Annotated in this window: 18 protein-coding genes; 10 read left to right on the top strand and 8 right to left on the bottom strand. The window is 33.3% G+C overall.

The features are described 5' to 3' along the window. Positions 1–215 precede the first annotated feature (215 nt). The 3 genes from hslO to STRUR_RS09970 form a co-directional block, all read right to left on the bottom strand. The gene (hslO, locus tag STRUR_RS09980) at positions 216–1,088 is read right to left on the bottom strand and encodes an Hsp33 family molecular chaperone HslO (protein ID WP_006740321.1); all 873 of its coding nucleotides are present in this window, start codon (positions 1,086–1,088) and stop codon (positions 216–218) included. A gap of 103 nt (positions 1,089–1,191) precedes the next feature. Further along, entirely contained in the window at positions 1,192–2,457 is a 1,266-nt protein-coding gene (locus STRUR_RS09975) for a toxic anion resistance protein (protein ID WP_006739843.1), read from the bottom strand. Positions 2,458–2,469: 12 nt separating this feature from the next. Next, positions 2,470–3,336, bottom strand: coding sequence for a hypothetical protein (locus STRUR_RS09970; protein WP_006740715.1), 867 nt, complete (start codon positions 3,334–3,336; stop codon positions 2,470–2,472). 408 nt (positions 3,337–3,744) lie between these two features. Between STRUR_RS09970 and STRUR_RS09965 the strand changes: the two genes are divergently transcribed. The 9 genes from STRUR_RS09965 to STRUR_RS09925 all read left to right on the top strand — a co-directional run bounded on the left by STRUR_RS09965 (position 3,745) and on the right by STRUR_RS09925 (position 9,399). Continuing rightward, entirely contained in the window at positions 3,745–5,037 is a 1,293-nt protein-coding gene (locus STRUR_RS09965; RefSeq protein ID WP_006738906.1) for an adenylosuccinate synthase, read from the top strand. Between the two features lie 187 nt (positions 5,038–5,224). After that, the gene (locus STRUR_RS09960) at positions 5,225–6,265 is read left to right on the top strand and encodes a BMP family lipoprotein (protein WP_006740056.1); all 1,041 of its coding nucleotides are present in this window, start codon (positions 5,225–5,227) and stop codon (positions 6,263–6,265) included. Positions 6,266–6,659: 394 nt separating this feature from the next. Continuing rightward, positions 6,660–6,902, top strand: a complete 243-nt coding sequence (locus tag STRUR_RS09955) for a GlsB/YeaQ/YmgE family stress response membrane protein (protein ID WP_006739564.1) — start codon at positions 6,660–6,662, stop codon at positions 6,900–6,902. 18 nt (positions 6,903–6,920) lie between these two features. Next, positions 6,921–7,496, top strand: a complete 576-nt coding sequence (amaP, locus tag STRUR_RS09950) for an alkaline shock response membrane anchor protein AmaP (protein WP_006739099.1) — start codon at positions 6,921–6,923, stop codon at positions 7,494–7,496. A gap of 8 nt (positions 7,497–7,504) precedes the next feature. Then, positions 7,505–7,696: a DUF2273 domain-containing protein gene (locus STRUR_RS09945; protein ID WP_006739403.1), complete on the top strand. Its 192-nt coding sequence runs from the start codon at positions 7,505–7,507 to the stop codon at positions 7,694–7,696. 46 nt (positions 7,697–7,742) lie between these two features. Beyond that, positions 7,743–8,264: an Asp23/Gls24 family envelope stress response protein gene (locus tag STRUR_RS09940; protein WP_006738801.1), complete on the top strand. Its 522-nt coding sequence runs from the start codon at positions 7,743–7,745 to the stop codon at positions 8,262–8,264. Positions 8,265–8,277: 13 nt separating this feature from the next. Continuing rightward, positions 8,278–8,463 carry a hypothetical protein gene (locus STRUR_RS09935; protein WP_006738475.1) on the top strand — a complete coding sequence of 62 codons (186 nt, stop codon included), beginning with the start codon at positions 8,278–8,280 and terminating at the stop codon, positions 8,461–8,463. Between the two features lies 1 nt (position 8,464). Continuing rightward, positions 8,465–8,965, top strand: coding sequence for an Asp23/Gls24 family envelope stress response protein (locus tag STRUR_RS09930; RefSeq protein ID WP_006740033.1), 501 nt, complete (start codon positions 8,465–8,467; stop codon positions 8,963–8,965). A gap of 47 nt (positions 8,966–9,012) precedes the next feature. Continuing rightward, complete coding sequence (locus STRUR_RS09925) at positions 9,013–9,399, top strand: winged helix-turn-helix domain-containing protein (RefSeq protein WP_006740717.1); 387 nt, start codon at positions 9,013–9,015, stop codon at positions 9,397–9,399. 270 nt (positions 9,400–9,669) lie between these two features. Here STRUR_RS09925 and STRUR_RS09920 read toward each other — a convergent pair whose 3' ends face one another. Together STRUR_RS09920 and STRUR_RS09915 are read right to left on the bottom strand one after the other, a co-directional pair. Next, positions 9,670–12,264 carry an ABC transporter permease gene (locus STRUR_RS09920; RefSeq protein WP_006738976.1) on the bottom strand — a complete coding sequence of 865 codons (2,595 nt, stop codon included), beginning with the start codon at positions 12,262–12,264 and terminating at the stop codon, positions 9,670–9,672. Between the two features lie 7 nt (positions 12,265–12,271). Next, positions 12,272–12,973 carry an ABC transporter ATP-binding protein gene (locus STRUR_RS09915; RefSeq protein WP_006738467.1) on the bottom strand — a complete coding sequence of 234 codons (702 nt, stop codon included), beginning with the start codon at positions 12,971–12,973 and terminating at the stop codon, positions 12,272–12,274. Between the two features lie 129 nt (positions 12,974–13,102). Here STRUR_RS09915 and STRUR_RS09910 point away from each other — a divergent pair, with 129 nt between their 5' ends. Next, positions 13,103–13,672, top strand: a complete 570-nt coding sequence (locus STRUR_RS09910; RefSeq protein ID WP_006739770.1) for a TetR/AcrR family transcriptional regulator — start codon at positions 13,103–13,105, stop codon at positions 13,670–13,672. Here STRUR_RS09910 and STRUR_RS09905 read toward each other — a convergent pair. From STRUR_RS09905 to STRUR_RS09895, 3 genes are read right to left on the bottom strand one after another with little or no spacing between them, the layout of a single operon-like run. Further along, positions 13,639–14,352: a DUF4811 domain-containing protein gene (locus tag STRUR_RS09905; RefSeq protein WP_006740244.1), complete on the bottom strand. Its 714-nt coding sequence runs from the start codon at positions 14,350–14,352 to the stop codon at positions 13,639–13,641. The two genes, STRUR_RS09910 and STRUR_RS09905, sit on opposite strands and share 34 nt — an antisense overlap. After that, the gene (locus tag STRUR_RS09900) at positions 14,349–15,845 is read right to left on the bottom strand and encodes an MDR family MFS transporter (RefSeq protein WP_006739282.1); all 1,497 of its coding nucleotides are present in this window, start codon (positions 15,843–15,845) and stop codon (positions 14,349–14,351) included. The genes STRUR_RS09905 and STRUR_RS09900 overlap by 4 nt, the downstream gene beginning before the upstream one ends. Before the next feature lie 55 nt (positions 15,846–15,900). Next, positions 15,901–16,335 (bottom strand): MarR family winged helix-turn-helix transcriptional regulator, encoded by a 435-nt coding sequence (locus STRUR_RS09895; protein WP_006740343.1) that lies wholly within the window; start codon positions 16,333–16,335, stop codon positions 15,901–15,903. Positions 16,336–16,405: the final 70 nt, after the last annotated feature.

Genomic DNA, 16,405 nt, shown 5'->3' with positions numbered 1-16,405 from the left:
TTTTTATCATAGTTGTGCAAAGATTTATTGAACATCATCCAAAATAGGAACATGTAAACTGCTCCATTGTTTTAGCCCTTTAATCAGTTCTTCTTTACTCATATGATGCCAGCTATGAAAGTAATGGATGACAATAATTTAATGATTTTTTTGGATGAAGTAATTTGAGTGTTCTTTAACACTATTTCGTTTGTTGTTAAATGGTAGGTGATGACTTAAACCTTGTTATTGATTAGAGTTTCAAGATCGTTTTCGTTAAAATAATATTTTGTGCCACAGAATTGGCAAGTGATTTCAGCACCATGATCTTCAGTTTTCATATCTATAAGATCTTGTTTTGGTAAGGTTATGAGTGCTGATTCAAAACGTTGACGTGAGCAATCACATGAAAACGAAAGTGGCTCTTCTGCTAATTTTTTATAAGGCTCATCACCATAGATAGCAGCTAATAAGGCATCAATATGATTTTCAGAATCTAAAAGGCTTGAAATAGAAGGCATTTCTTGAATCCTCTTTTCATAGCGAGCAATTTCGTTATCACTAGCTCCAGGAAGAACTTGAAGCATAAAGCCTCCTGCAACTTTAACCTGATCTTTCTCATCTAATAGCACATTTAAGCCAACAGCTGATGGTGTTTGTTCGCTTTCAGTTAGATAATAAGCTAAGTCTTCACCAATCTCACCAGAGATAAGCGGAGTAGTTGAGGTATAAGGATTGCCAGTACCGTAATCAATTATAGTAACAAAATGGCCATTACCCATAAATGGTCCAACTAAGACTTCACCAGTTGCTGTTTTTTTAATATCTACTCCAGTATTTTGAATATAACCTTTGACATGACCTTTTGTATCAGAAACACTGATGATATGGCCAAATGAGGAGTCACCGATTACCTTAACTGTAACTTTGCTGTCTCCTTTTTGATTAGCAGCAAGAATTTGATTAGCAATGAGTGTACGACCAAGTGCTACTGTAGATGATGATAATGTGTGATGCTTTTCTTGAGCTATCTTGACAGTTTCTGTACTGTCCAAAACAAAAGCTCTAAAAGAGCCAGATTCAGAAATTGATTTAATGAGTTTATCCATAATCTTTATTATAGCATAAAGAGGCCCACTTTTTTTGATTTTGTTCTTGTGACAGTCAATAAAAAAGACCATCTAAATGAGGATTAGATAGTCTTTAAGCTGGTTATTCATTTGCTTTGTCTCCAATAGATTCTTGTGTCTCTTTAGCTTGAGACAAAATTGCTTTAATAATTGTTTGATCTCTTAATTTTGTCGAATCATTTATTGTTTGTGTGGATGTGATAATGCTATTTTCCAGTTGATTTCGTTTGGTGCGACCTTGATTAATAGCATCAATAATCCCTTCATTTTGAGCAACTAAGCTCTCTGCGAGAGATGTGACAGATTGAATAGAAAGTGTTGGATTTTGAGCTGATTGTTCAATAGCTGGAATAGCTTCTTTGCTGGTTTCGGCTAACATCTGTAAGGCAGCATTATTAGCATTTGTAATAGCATCAGCTGTCATCCCAGATCGAACAGATTGTTGTAGCATACCTAGTTGTGCAATAGAAAGCTTCATGGTAGGAATGGTGTTCCGTCTTAACATACCAAGTTTTTGTCTCATATCTGAAGAGACTTTTACTAAATTGCGCATTTGTGGTGTTGTTGCCCAAGCAACGTAAAGCCTAGACACGTACTCTGTATGTTGTTGTTCAAGTGTATTGACCACTTCAGTTACTCTAGCCAATTGATTACTTTTAATTTGATAATCAGCACTGGTCGTGTCCAAATGAGACATTTGAGTTTGAATTTCTTGGGCTTGCTTAGCACTTTCTATTTGTGCAGCTTCTAAAAATGCAATGACACCAACTAAATTCTCAATTGATTGTGTATTATCCTCGATTAACATTTCTGCAGAAACGATATTTCGAGCTAAAGTCTCTTCTTGCTTGACAATAGTAGCTGCCATGCCGTCCATTTTTTGTTCAATGGACTGGGAATCAAAATAAAACTCTTGCAGACTTGCTTTACTCTGCTTAAATAATTTTTGAATGAGATTTGGTTTTTTCTCTAATTCTGCTGGGCTAGCATTTTTATATTTAGCGATAAAACCATGAAGTTCTTTGTTTGTGTTTTTTAAAAGGTCATCTACTTGTGGAATTTGAATTTTCTTTTGTTCGGCTAATATATGATTGACAGTAGTATTAACTTCCTCAACAGCTGCTTGACCAAAATCCAATAGACTATTTTGATCATCTAGGAATTGATCAACAAGAGCAGGTATTCTTTCTTTGATTGCACTTTGTTGTTCGGGTGTTAGTCTATCAAAAAATGAAATGGCTTTTGGGTTGTCATTACTATCTTCAGTTATTATTTCAGTTGTTGGGTCCGTTTTGGATAAGGTACTACTAGCTATTTTATCAATATCAAATTGAAACTGGTCACTCATTTTCTTACCTTTCTACTCATTATTTTGAGGATTGTCTTCTTTGGGATGATTCGCTGTCATCATTCTTAGACTGATTTCGAAATCTTTCAAGCCTCTTTCGTTTAACTCTCTTAAAGTCTCATCAAGATTTACATCAAATTGAGTAATAGCATTTTTTGCTGCATTTAGACGTTCGGAAGCTTGATAATAGTCTTTGGGAGATTGTTTTATCTCTAAGTACCCTTTTAAGATATCAGAAAAATGATTCATTTCTGATTGATGAAGTGCTTTTAGTTCAGCTTTATTGGGTAAATCAGATTCATCTATTTTTGTTAAGATTGTCTTATGATCTTGCTGTATGTTTTGAAAGCTTTCAATAAGTTCAGGTGCAATTGAGAAAACTAATTCTTCTTGTTCTGTTAAAGGGTTATTAAGAGCATCGGCTCCTAGTAGTTCTAATTGATTGATAATCTCAGATTGGAAATCAGTTGCTTTTTTGGTTATTCGATTATAGGTTGGTGTTTCTAGATGGCCTTTTAATTGTTTAGCATCTGATTTGATTTCATTAATCTGCGGTAATACTTTTTCTGCTAGTAAAGCATACTGTTTTGTTTTATGCTCTACTTTGTAATTTTTCAGTAGTTTCACTTGATTGTCTGCTAGCTGAATTTTATTTTTTAAGTCTTGGATACGTTTTTCGGTTTCAGAATGAGATAGCTTTGTTTGCCTCTTTGAAATACGATAAACGACATAACCGACTCCTGAAAAAATAAGCAAAGGGAGTACATATTTACTAAAATCATCAATGGAACCTATGGTAATAAAAATGACTAACCAAGCCCACCAGGGAATATTTACTAATCGATGTAAGCCGCGATTGGATTTTCGAGACAATATCATCACTTCCTATTCTATATTAACCACTAACTTGAACAGTTAACTTAACCATATTTTACCTTAAAAAATAAAAATCACAAAGAAAAGACTGTATTTTAAAAGGATGAATGCTAAGCTGATGATTCTATAATATCTCTAGCGACTGTCATTTATCTTTAATGTTCGTTTTTTACACTATATTCATGATAATTTTTATAAAAATTATATTTTTTCTTAGAAATTAGTTTGAATATAGCAATATCTTTCTGTTTTTGATATAATAAGGTGTAAGAGAAACTAGCAGGTGAGACTCCTGCCGTGACGTTTGAAAGGAATGAAACTTCCACAAAAAAAGAAAAAGTCTGCACTTATGTGATACAAAGGAGGGTAGGCTGATTTGTTTTGTGTTGAGAAGTTCATGGGAGCTTAATTATGACATCAGTAGTAGTCGTAGGAACCCAATGGGGTGATGAAGGTAAAGGGAAAATCACTGATTTTTTATCTGCAGATGCAGGAGTGATTGCTCGTTATCAAGGTGGAGATAATGCAGGACATACCATTGTTATTGATGGAAAGAAGTTTAAATTACACCTTATTCCATCTGGTATCTTTTTCCCTGAAAAAATTTCAGTTATTGGTAATGGTGTAGTTGTTAATCCAAAATCATTAGTTGAAGAATTAGCCTATCTTCATAAAGAAGGTGTTACAACAGACAGTCTACGAATTTCAGACCGTGCACATGTTATCTTGCCTTATCATATTAAATTAGACCAATTGCAAGAAGATGCCAAAGGTGATAATAAAATTGGAACAACAATCAAAGGTATTGGTCCAGCCTATATGGATAAAGCCGCGCGTGTTGGTATTCGTATCGCTGATTTACTCGACAAAGATATTTTCGCAGACCGTTTAAAAGCTAATTTAGCTGAGAAAAACCGTCTTTTTGAAAAAATGTATGATAGTCAGGCACTTAACTTTGATGATATTTTTGAAGAGTATTATGCTTATGGCCAAGAAATTAAGAAATATGTTACTGACACATCGGTTATTTTAAATGATGCTCTAGATAATGGCAAACGTGTTCTTTTTGAAGGAGCACAAGGTGTTATGCTTGATATAGATCAAGGAACTTACCCATTTGTAACGTCTTCAAATCCTGTTGCAGGTGGAGTTACTATCGGTTCAGGTGTAGGGCCATCAAAAATCAACAAAGTTGTTGGTGTCTGCAAAGCATACACAAGTCGTGTAGGTGATGGTCCATTTCCAACTGAATTATTTGATGAAGTTGGTGATCAAATCCGTGAGGTTGGTCATGAATATGGAACAACAACAGGCCGTCCAAGACGTGTTGGTTGGTTTGATTCCGTTGTAATGCGCCATAGTCGTCGTGTCTCTGGTATCACTAATCTATCACTCAATTCTATTGATGTACTTTCTGGTCTTGACACAGTGAAAATCTGTGTTGCTTATGACTTAGATGGTCAAAGAATTGATTATTACCCAGCAAGTCTTGAACAATTAAAACGTTGTAAACCGATTTATGAAGAATTACCAGGTTGGTCTGAGGATATCACTGGTGTTCGTCGCTTAGAAGATTTACCTGAAAATGCTAAGAACTATGTTCGTCGCGTTGGTGAATTAGTTGGCGTTCGTATTTCGACTTTCTCAGTTGGACCAGACCGTGATCAAACAAATATTCTTGAAAGTGTTTGGGCAAATATCTAAACAATAAAAAAAGGAAACACGTAATTGTTTCCTTTTTTTCTGTTTTTTTATAATAGCAAAAGATGACAAAGATTAAAAAACGAATATTTAATTAAAAGTTAAATTAAATTATGATATAATAATGTGTAAGTTATATCTTTTAAAGTGGTGAACTTACAAAAAGTTAATATTTAGGAGTTTATCATTAATGACAAAACGAATCACTGTGTTGAGTGCCTTAGTTTGTTCAACTATTTTATTAGGTTCTTGTTCAAAAAGAGTCCAGACCAATCAAGAAAATCACGTAAAAGTTGCTATGCTAACAAATCAGACGGGAGTAGATGACAAATCTTTTAACCAATCTGCTTGGACAGGGCTACAAAAATGGGCAAAAAGAAATCACTATCAAAAAGGTCGTCAATTTGATTATTTTCAATCTTCAAATGAATCAGAATTTGCAACAAGTATTAATACCGCAATTGCAAGTCATTATAATTTAGTTTTTGGTATTGGTTTTCCTTTTCATGATACAATAGAAAAAGCAGCAAAAGAACACAAAGATAGGCATTTTGCTATCATTGATGATGTTATTCCAGCTCAAAAAAATAGTGTTAGTATAAGATTTGCTGATAATGAAGCGGCTTATTTAGCTGGAGTTGCAGCAGCGAAAACAACAAAAACGAATCAAGTAGGTTTTATTGGAGGCATGGAAAGTGCTGTCATAAAACGCTTTGAAAAAGGGTACTTAGCTGGTGTTAAATCGATAAATTCTTCTATTAATGTAAGAGTTACTTACCTAGGTTCTTTTTCAGATGCTGCAAAAGGGAAATCAATTGCGGCAACTCAATATGCTTCAGGAATTGATGTGATTTACCAAGCTGCTGGTGCAAGTGGAGCAGGTATTATTAATGAAGCGAAATCAGAAAATGAGACACGATTGGAGAGCAATAAAGTCTGGGTTATTGGCTGTGATAGTGACCAATCTTCTGAGGGACAATACTTGTCAAAAGATCATAAAAAAGCAAACTTTATATTAGCTTCAAGTATAAAAGAAGTTGGCTCAGCTATTATTGATATCATCCATAAATCTAAAAAAAATCAGTTTCCATCAGGCAAAACATTGACTTATGGAATTAAAGAATCAGGTGTTGATTTAAAAGGAAATCAATTATCATCTGATACCAAACAGGTAATTGAAGCTGCAAAACAAAAAATTAAAGAGGGACAAATTATAGTCCCAGTAAATTAAAAGGTTCCAATGAGGAATCTTTTTTATTTATTCTAAGTGAGTGACTCTTGAAAACAAAGACAAGTTTAAAGTGACCACACTTATATTTTACAAGTAGTTATTAATTGAATAGTATTGAAAAAGAGATGAAAATGTTATGCAAAGGTGTTATTTTTAGTGTAAAATATCATAAAACAACCACAATAAAAAAATGTGTAGTCACTAAGTCAAAATACTTGCATTTTAAAATATCCATGTTATAATAACAACATAAAGATAAATAAATGTTGTCACTTTAAGGTTCGTTTGTTTACAATACTATTCCTTGATAAGACACACACTCAGATAAGCGGACCTCAGAGTGACAACATTTCAACTAAGTATAATAAGTTGTTTTATCTTAGGGGGAAAAATTATGTTATGGACAATTTTAGTAGGTGCCTTAATTGGGTTAATAGCAGGAGCTATAACTAAAAAAGGTGGCTCAATGGGCTGGATTGCAAATATACTTGCAGGTCTAGTTGGTTCAGTTATTGGACAAGCTCTCTTAGGATCCTGGGGACCATCACTTGCAGGAATGGCTTTGATTCCTTCAATATTGGGAGCAGTAATAGTTGTCCTTGTCGTTTCTTATTTATTAAGTCGTGTTGGACACTAGACTAGAAAGTAGGTATTTATGAATAAGTTTAAAAAAACACTATACATTATCATCGGTTTAGTCTTGATGACCATTTTAGCAGTGGTGGCTGGGCATTATGTTGGTTTAGCTAATGTTCCAAAGGAACTAGAAGATTCTATTTCTTTCTTGAATTTGAGTCCTCACACTGAAAAAATGTTTTCACCCTATTTTTTCTGGGTCTCAGTTGCTTTCTTTATTATTATTTTGGTAGCAATTATCGTAGTTTTATTTTACCCAAGAAAATATACAGAAATTAAACTTGAAGATTCAAAAAATGGTAAATTAAAATTGAAGAAGAGTGCAGTTGAAGGTTTTGTAAAAACAGTTGTTAAAGAAGAAGGATTTATGAAATCCCCTGTTGTTACTGCCAAAATGTACAAGAAAAAATTTAAAGTTGATGTTTCAGGTGTTGTGCTTCCGCGGATTAATGTTGTGGAAAAAACTCAAGGTCTGGAACGTGATATCAAAACTGGTTTAGATGAATTCTTTGGTATTACGAAAAAAGTTGACTATACAGTTAATGTTAAAAATGTTGAAGAAAAAGAGCGTGTGGTTACAAACCGCGTAGAATAGAGGTAGTTATGGACTTTGTAGCATTATTTAATCAATATCGTTATCCAATTATTGGTGGATTGTTAGGTTTAATACTAGGATTATTCTTAGTAACATATGGCTTTTTCAAAACAATCTTAGTTATTATTTTCATTGTATTAGGTGTTTATTTAGCATCTTATCTTAAAAAAACAGGTTATCTAGATCGTCTCTTTAAATAAAAGTGGGATTGGATAAATTCATAAAATAAAGAATGAGGTATTTATTATGGTAGAAACAAAAACAACAGCTCCAGTAGTAGAAAATGTTAAAGGTGAATTAACCTACGAAGACAAAGTTATTGAAAAAATAGTAGGACTAGCAATTGATAGTGTTGATGGTTTACTTGGTGTTGACGGAGGTTTCTTTTCTAATATGAAAGGTAAACTCGTTAATTCTGATTCAAAAACAGATGGTGTCAACGTTGAAGTTGGTAAACGTCAAGTCGCTGTTGATTTAGATATCATTGCAGAATATCGTAAAAATGTTCCAAAAATCTTTAAAGATATTAAAGCCATTGTAGAAAGTGAAGTTAAAACAATGACTGATTTAGAAGTCGTTGAAGTAAATGTTAACGTTGTTGATATTAAAACACGTGCACAATATGAAGCTGACAGTGTTTCAGTTCAAGAACGTGTAACAAGTTCAGCTAAAGCTGCTGGTGAATACACATTAACTAAATATAACCAAGCTGTAAACGGTGTTAAAGATGCTACAGATTCTGGTGACAAAGAACCTCGTGTTATCTAGGAGAAACTAATAAATGGTAAAGATTCCTGATGATAGAAACCTCACCTTATTTGTTATAGCGACCATAAGAGTTTTTATTGGGACACTTGTAGGGTTGTTGGGATATGTTTTAACAAAAGAAATCTACTTTTTAATAGTAGGTTTCTTGTTAGGACTTGGTTTTGCAATTGTTTATCGAGATCGTAGAAATGAGAATTAATATGTCAGAAAAAACGAATACAGAAGTAAAAAAAGGTCAAGTCACATACGATGACAAAGTTATTGAAAAAATAGTAGGACAATCGTTAGAGTCAATAAACGGCTTACTTGGGGTTACTGGTGGTGCTTTTACCGGACTTAAAAATAAAGTCGTAAATAGCGATGATGTTACTGAAGGTGTCAATGTTGAAGTTGGTACAAAAGAAGTTGCTGTTGATTTACGCATTATCGTTGAATACAGTAAAGACATCCTAGAAATTGTCGAAAATATTAAAGAAGTCGTGAGTGAAGAAGTCAAAGATTTGACACACTTGAAAGTTGTTGAAGTGAATGTTGAAGTCGTTGACATTATGACTCGTGAAGATTATCAAGCAAGTTCAGTTACCGTTCAAGATCGTTTAACAGACGCTGGAAAAGCAACAGGTGAATTTGTTTCAGAACAATCAACCAAGGCTTCGGATAAAATTAAGTCACAAGTTGAAAGTGCTAAATCAAATCAATAATTAGCTACTGAAATAATGTTCACCTAATATTCATAAAGAGAAACTAGGTGATACTATTGGAAGAGAGAAATGCCATAACACAGTATGAGCAACTAGCATTATTGATTGCCAAAAAAATTGCCAAAGGTCAATTTAAAGAGCATGAAAAACTGAATCCTATCCCTAAAATTGGGGATGAATATTCTGTTTCTCGTGAGACTGCAAGAAAAGGCTTAAAGTTATTAGAAAGTCATGGGGTATTAGATTTTAAACATGGTAGTGGTGTCACCGTTGCTTCATCAGCTAATGCTGAGCGCTTTATAAATCTTTATCAAAATATTGTTGCTTTTACCGAAATTCAACATAAAATTAGTGATTCTATTGAAGAACAAAAATCTTATCTAGGAGAGTTAAGTAGTCTTTACTCACATCTTATTGATGAAACAAATGAATAACAACAAAAAAGGCCCCATTTGGGGCTTTTTTGTTGTGTAAGATTGATAGACTACATTGGAAAAATGGTAGAAAGTATAATAAGTTTATTAATGAAAAGAGAAATGTAAGGAAAACAGTATTTCTCACATCAAAGTAGTCTGAAACTTACAACAGAATAGGAAATAATCATAACTATAAATTAGTTGCACCTAATCAAATAGTTAACTATACTTAATATAATACTTTATCCATAGTCTGTCAATCAATAACTGTAAAAATTCCAAAATAAATTAATCAACAGATTTTAAAGCTTCTAACATATCGACTTTTCTTAAATGGCGATTGACAACTAAACCAAGACAAATCAATATAGCAGAAATGGCTATGATTGGAATAATATAAACTTTTAGGGGAACACTTGGATTAAACATAATAACATCTGAACCAATCATATTGAGCAGAAGTGCATGCAACCCAATACCAGATATTAAACCTGCTATGATTCCAATAATAGATAAAACAATGGTTTCTCTATATATATAAAGTGTGACTTCTTTATTATGAAAACCAAGAACTTTGATTGTTGATAATTCTCTGATGCGTTCTGCAACATTAATATTAGTTAAATTATATAGGATAACGATTGCCAATAAAACAGATAATATTACGAGGATCAACATGACAGATTGAAGTGAGTTTGCAACGGCATTTAATTGGGCTATCAATGAAGCATTTTGTGAGACTCCAGCAACGGCTTTTAGCTTGTTAAATGATGCTGCTTGGTAACTAATATCACGAATCTTCTTAGAGTTTAATTGAACCAGCTTTGCATTTTCTTTAAATGTTTGATGACTAATGTTTTCATAATACTGTTTTGAAAAGAAGATAAAATGCCCAGCATACATTTCAGTAATAGCTGCTATTTTAACAGTCACTTTTTTGTGATTCAATGTTATCTTGATCGTATCTCCAATATCAGCTTTGTATAATTGAGCTAATTTTTCAGAAATGACAATTCCATTTTTTGGAAGTGAAATTGCTTTTGAAGCATGTCGTTCTCTTAAGTTAATATAGGGACTTAATTGATCTTGATCACTAATAAACATCGTGATAGATTGTTCTTCATTGACAGTTGAGATCTTATTTTTACTAGTTTTAACTTCAATTGGTAATTTATGGGTAATATCTGAACTTTCTAAAGCATTGTTTAATTTTTCCTGTTCAGATTTAGTAGCATTTTGATTTTCAGAAACAATTAGTTGATAATTGAGAATGTCTTGAAATTGTGTTTTTGAAACACCTGAGATGGAAGTTTGAATACCTAAACCAGCAAACAAGAGTGCAACTGAACCCGCTACACCAAAAATAGTCATAAACATTCTTTGTTTGTATCTGAAGATATTCCGAGCAGTTATTTTTTGAGTGAAACTTAGTTTATTCCAGATAAAATGCCATTTTTCAAGAAGTATTGTTTCTCCAGCAACAGGTGGTTTAGCTAATAATAATGGTGCAGCTTCATCACTTAGTTCTTTGCGTGCAACCAAATAGGTTGGTAGTACAGCAGAAATAAAAGCAAAAAGAAGTGCTAATAAAGTCCATGAAAGATAGAAATAACGGTGTGATTCTCCAATGACTGATGTATTAGTAATAATATTACTAATCATTGGTGATAAGAAGATATGGCCAATGATGACACCAGCTAAGGTTCCTGCCATACTTGTTATAAAACCATAAATAATAAATTTACGTATGATTTGTTTATTGCTATAACCTAGAGCTTTAAAGAGTCCAGCTGTTTGTCTTTCTTCATCTACAAAACGTGTCATAGTCGTTAAGGTTACTAAAGCCGCAACAATATATAGGACAACTGGGAAAATATTTCCAACAGCGCTGATACTTTCTGTTGAACTATCATAGGCGGTATAGCCGTCACTACCAGGATAGGTTTTGCGATTATAGACAGAATAAGTTGCTGCTTTGATTTGACTTATTTTTGTTTCTTGACGACTTATCTTAGCTTTTTCTTGATTTAACTGACTTGTGAGTTGTGATTTCTGAGGACTTTCTGGTAATTGTTTGATTGTCTTTTCTTGTTTTGATAATTGAGACTTGGCCTTATTAATTTTTTCATTTGCTTCAGATACTTCGTGTTTTTGACGCTTCTCACCATTATCAGATAATCTCTTCTTGATTTTTGATTTAAAAGAAGTAACTTTATCTTTGTAAGTATCAGAGTAATAGGGCTTTTGATTTAATGATTTAATTTGAATACGTGCGATATTGTGATAAGGTAATTTGAAAGAAGCAGATGGTATAATACCGTAGCCTTGAAGTTCACCAGAACCTTTACTTGAACTACCTAGATTTTTTGTTGACCACATTTCAGATGATTGAATAAAACCTGTAATCTGATAGGTTTTTGTTGACAATAAATTACTTGTATCTGAAAAGCTTATTGTATCCCCTATGTGATATTGCTTAGAAAAGGATTTAGCAAGTGCAATTTCATTTTTGGTTTTTGGGAAATGACCTGATGAGAGCTGTGCTTTTGAGATGTTTTTGGGAGTTGAAAAAAGTCGAATGGCCTTTTGGCCATTATTGGTGGTTACATCTAAAAGATAACTGTATTCGATTTTAGTATCTTTCAGTTTTTTTAAGTCATTTTTGTCATCTTGGTTAAATCCTTGAGAGCCAATGATGGAAAGATCCATGGTATGGTATTTTTCAATAAAAGTTTGAGCTGTTCTTTCCATATTTGGAGCAGTTACTTTGAGACCAATTAAAGCAATTGCCCCTATCATCATCAATGAAAAGAGGGATAAAAAGCGACCTATTGAAGAACTAAAGGATTGTTTGATGTCTTTGCGATATACTTTTAAGGACATATTACACCTAGTATTCTAATGATTCTATAGCTTGTGGTTGAGAGTTCAAAGTTACTTCTTTAACAGTAGCATCTCTCATATGAATGACACGATTAGCAATGGGAGCAAGTGCAGAATTGTGAGTTACAATAATGACAGTTGTTCCAAACTGTTTGGAAACATTCTGTAGTAAACTGAGCACTTGTTTTCCCGTTTGATAATCTAGTGCTCCAGTTGGTTCATCACAAAGAAGTAATTTGGGCTTTTTAGCAACTGCGCGTGCAATGGAAACACGCTGTTGTTCACCACCAGAAAGCTGTGCAGGAAAATTGTTGATGCGTTTTTCTAAGCCAACTCTTTTTAAGATGTCTTCAGCATCCATAGCTTCCTTAACAATTTCTGAAGCCAATTCAACGTTTTCCTTTGCTGTTAAATTAGCTACCAAATTATAAAATTGAAAAACAAAACCTACATCATCACGACGATAGTCTGTTCTTTGGTGAGAATTGTATTGAGCAATATCATTTCCATCTATAATCACTTGACCCTCATCAGTAGTATCCATACCACCTAATATATTTAATAAGGTTGATTTACCAGCTCCAGATGAGCCTAAGATAATGACCAATTCACCTTTTTCAATCTTAAAATTGACATCTTCATTGGCAGAAATAATATTTTCACCCATATGATAACGTTTCGAGGTATTCTTAACTTCTATATAAGACATAAGGTCTCCTTTTATTCTATTAAATAAACAACATGTTGATTTTATGATATGATTATAACCTAGAAATCTTTAAAAACACAATAATCAAATGATAATTTTCTGTTGATTTAATATTACAGGAGAAAAAATATGTCAAAAAATACGAGAAACACAGAGACAAAACAATTTATCAGATGGGCAATTGCTAAGCTTTTAGAGCAACATTCTTTTGAAGAAATTTCAGTAACCATGATTTGTAGAGAAGCTGCCATCAATAGAGGTACTTTTTACCTTCATTATTTAGATAAGTATGATATGATGGACAAATTAAAGGAAGAAACCTTTTCTCATATTTATGCTATCATTTCAGAAGATACAAAAGCATTAACAAGAGAAGTTATTTTAGCTGCTCTCCAATATATAGCTGAAGATTTTGATTTTATCTCTGTTATTGCCTCATCTACGTATGTCAATCTTCCAAAGTCAATCCGTGAGTTTATCAATTATATTTTAGATGGGATTTCAAATTTTGATGACTTGATTAGTCAAGAGCTCATAGTTCCAGAAAAGTTTGCCAGAACAGCATATGTGGCTTCCATTGAGTCTATTATATCTAAGTGGGTTATTGAAGGTGGTCAGGAATCACCAGAGGAAATGGCAGATATTATTTATCAAATAGCAACTTTTTATTTAATGTTTAAAGCTTTTTTAATTGTTTGAACTTGCATTGCTGCATATTTATCTGGATTTGTTTTAGCTAAAGTCATCATAGCTTTAGCAGCTTGAGGGTTAGCTTTCATTTGTGCTTGTGATTGTGCTTTTAGTTTGGGTACCAAAGTTTGTAATTTTTTAGCTTGGCTTTGACTGAGAACAAGCCATGTATCCTTTGGAACAGTTAACACTGATTTTTTAGAAACTAAATCACCCTCTTCTCCAGCAAAACCAAAGAGAGATTCATAAAAATCTGATTTCCAAACATATCTTTTAGTTGTTGTTTTAACAGTTGCTTTTTTTACATTGGCCGTTTTATAACTTGCTGTTTTTTTGACAGCTTCAGTTACATTTTTTGTATTTGGAATGAAATGAGCACTTGCTTTTTTATCAGAAGATTTATCTTTATAAACAAGAACGTAATTACCAGAAGTTTTACCAACTTCTTTTGTAATCACCATACCATAAGGGACACTAGAGCTTCCTGCAGAGTAAACTTGTTTAGTTGTTGTTTTTGATCTCACTTCCATACCTGTATGATTAACAAAATGATCGGTTAAGATGTAAACGGACCATCCTAAAAAGATAATTGAAAGGATAGCAAGTACGTAACATAACACATTATTATCAATGAGTATCCAAGTCACAAATGTTAAAATCGTTGCTAGGGCAATGACTAATATAATCATTTTTGACCTCCTTTTTCTGTCTCAATAACTTTTCCTTTTCTTAATAACAAGGCAACAAAGAAACCAATAATAGCAAAGCCAAGTCCAATAGTGAATGAGACGTGGAAACCATCTAAACTAGCATTGATCATTTTATAAGCATAATGTAGTGGATTATCTACTTTCATAGATGCTGCAGGTTTATTATTGTTAATGACATTTTGCGTTACACTTGAAAGAATGGCAACAACAATAGCAGAAGCAATTTGTCTTACAGTGTTGTTTGCTGCGGTACCATGTGCTGCTTCATGAGGAGGAAGAGCACTCATGGCACTTGCTGTAAGTGGCATCATAACCATCGCAATACCAAACATACGAACAGCATAGAGTATTGTGATAAAGTTATCAGGAGTTGAAGCAGTTAGATGAATAAATGGAACAGTACCAATAGTTAAGATTACAAATCCAATAAGAGCAATTCGACGAGAACCAACCTTATCATACACTTTACCAGCAATAGGACTGACAAGTCCCATCATAAGAGCTCCTGGAAGTAGGACTAGTCCAGAATCAAAAGCTGAAAGACCGTGCACATTTTGAAGATAAAGTGGAAGCATCATTTCAACACCCATCATGGCCATCATGGATAGCGCAATAGCAAGTGTTGTGATAGAGAATTGTTTTACTTTAAAGACATTAATATCAAGGAAAGGAGTTTCAAGTTTTAATTGACGTAGAACAAAGAGTGTAATGATAATGATACCAATAATGATTGGTAAGATAACGTGTGACATATCGCCCCAGCCATCTGTTGCTACATTTGTGAAGCCCCAAAGGAAACTACCAAAACCAAGGATTGATAGAACAAATGATAAGATATCAAGTGATACTGGACGGTTTTCAAGAACATCTTTGACTAAGAATGGTGTCAAGATAAAAGCAATTATTAAGATAGCTAGAGGTAAAATAAAGATAGCACGCCAAGTGAGAACAGTCCCAAATGCATGAAAATCTTGTTTTAAGATCCAACCAGCTAGTGTAGGCCCAATGGCAGGTGCCAAACCAACAACAAGACCATTAAGCCCCATTGCAGCACCACGCTGTTCTGCTGGGAAGATATTTACAATAACGACCTGCATTAATGGCATTGTAACACCTACTGCACAGGCTTGGATGATACGTCCGATTAAAAAGATGGTCCAGTTTGAAGTTGGTGCAAAAGTATCTAATAACAAACCTGTAATAAGAAATGCATAAGATACAAAATATAGCCATTTTGTAGAAAATCGTGTTGCTAAAAAGGCTGAAACAGGAATCATAATCCCATTAGCTAAAAGGAAATAAGTAGTAGCTTTTTGTGCTGTTGCAAGTGAGATGTCAAAACTTTTCATAAGGGTTGGGATAGCTGTCCCAAGACTTGTTTGGTTTAAGACACCCGCAAAAGTTGCAATCAATAAAAGTGATATTAAGGCAGTTCTACTATAAGGCTTGCCATGGATATCATGTGTTTGCATTATGTTTTGTCTCCATTCTATTTTTCTTTGCAATGAATGATGAGTTCATTGCAACTTAGTCTACCTTATCATTATCATTTAATAATTTCGTGAGAAGGTATATAAGTGTTTGGTGTTCATCATTTGTTAACTGTTTGGTTAAATCAGTCTCCAATTGATGAGATAACTGTTCTAATTTAGTCTTAAATTGCAAACTTTGCTCTGTAAAACCGATGACCTTACTTCTAGCATCATTTGGGTTTTGCTGTCGAAAAATAAAGTTTTTCTTCTCTAAGTTTTGCAATATTCCTGTGACAGTTGGATTTGTCATGGAAAAGAAAAGTTCAATGTCATGTTGAGTGACAGTGAGATTTGGGTGACCAAATAGAAATTTTAAGGTTTTCAATTGAGAAGCAGTTACATTATATTCAGTTAAAATATGATTGGCTTCTTTTTCAAATTTTAAAGAAACCCGCTTTATAAGAACTGGAATATTCGATTTTATATCCAAACCTTGTCTCCTTTCATAGGGAACTATGGAATAATATCATAGGCTCCTATGGAAGTCAAGGTTAAAGTTT

The organism is Streptococcus urinalis 2285-97 (genome assembly GCF_000188055.2).
GTDB classification, from domain to species: Bacteria; Bacillota; Bacilli; order Lactobacillales; family Streptococcaceae; genus Streptococcus; species Streptococcus urinalis.
This window is presented reverse-complemented; position numbering and strand designations above follow the sequence as displayed.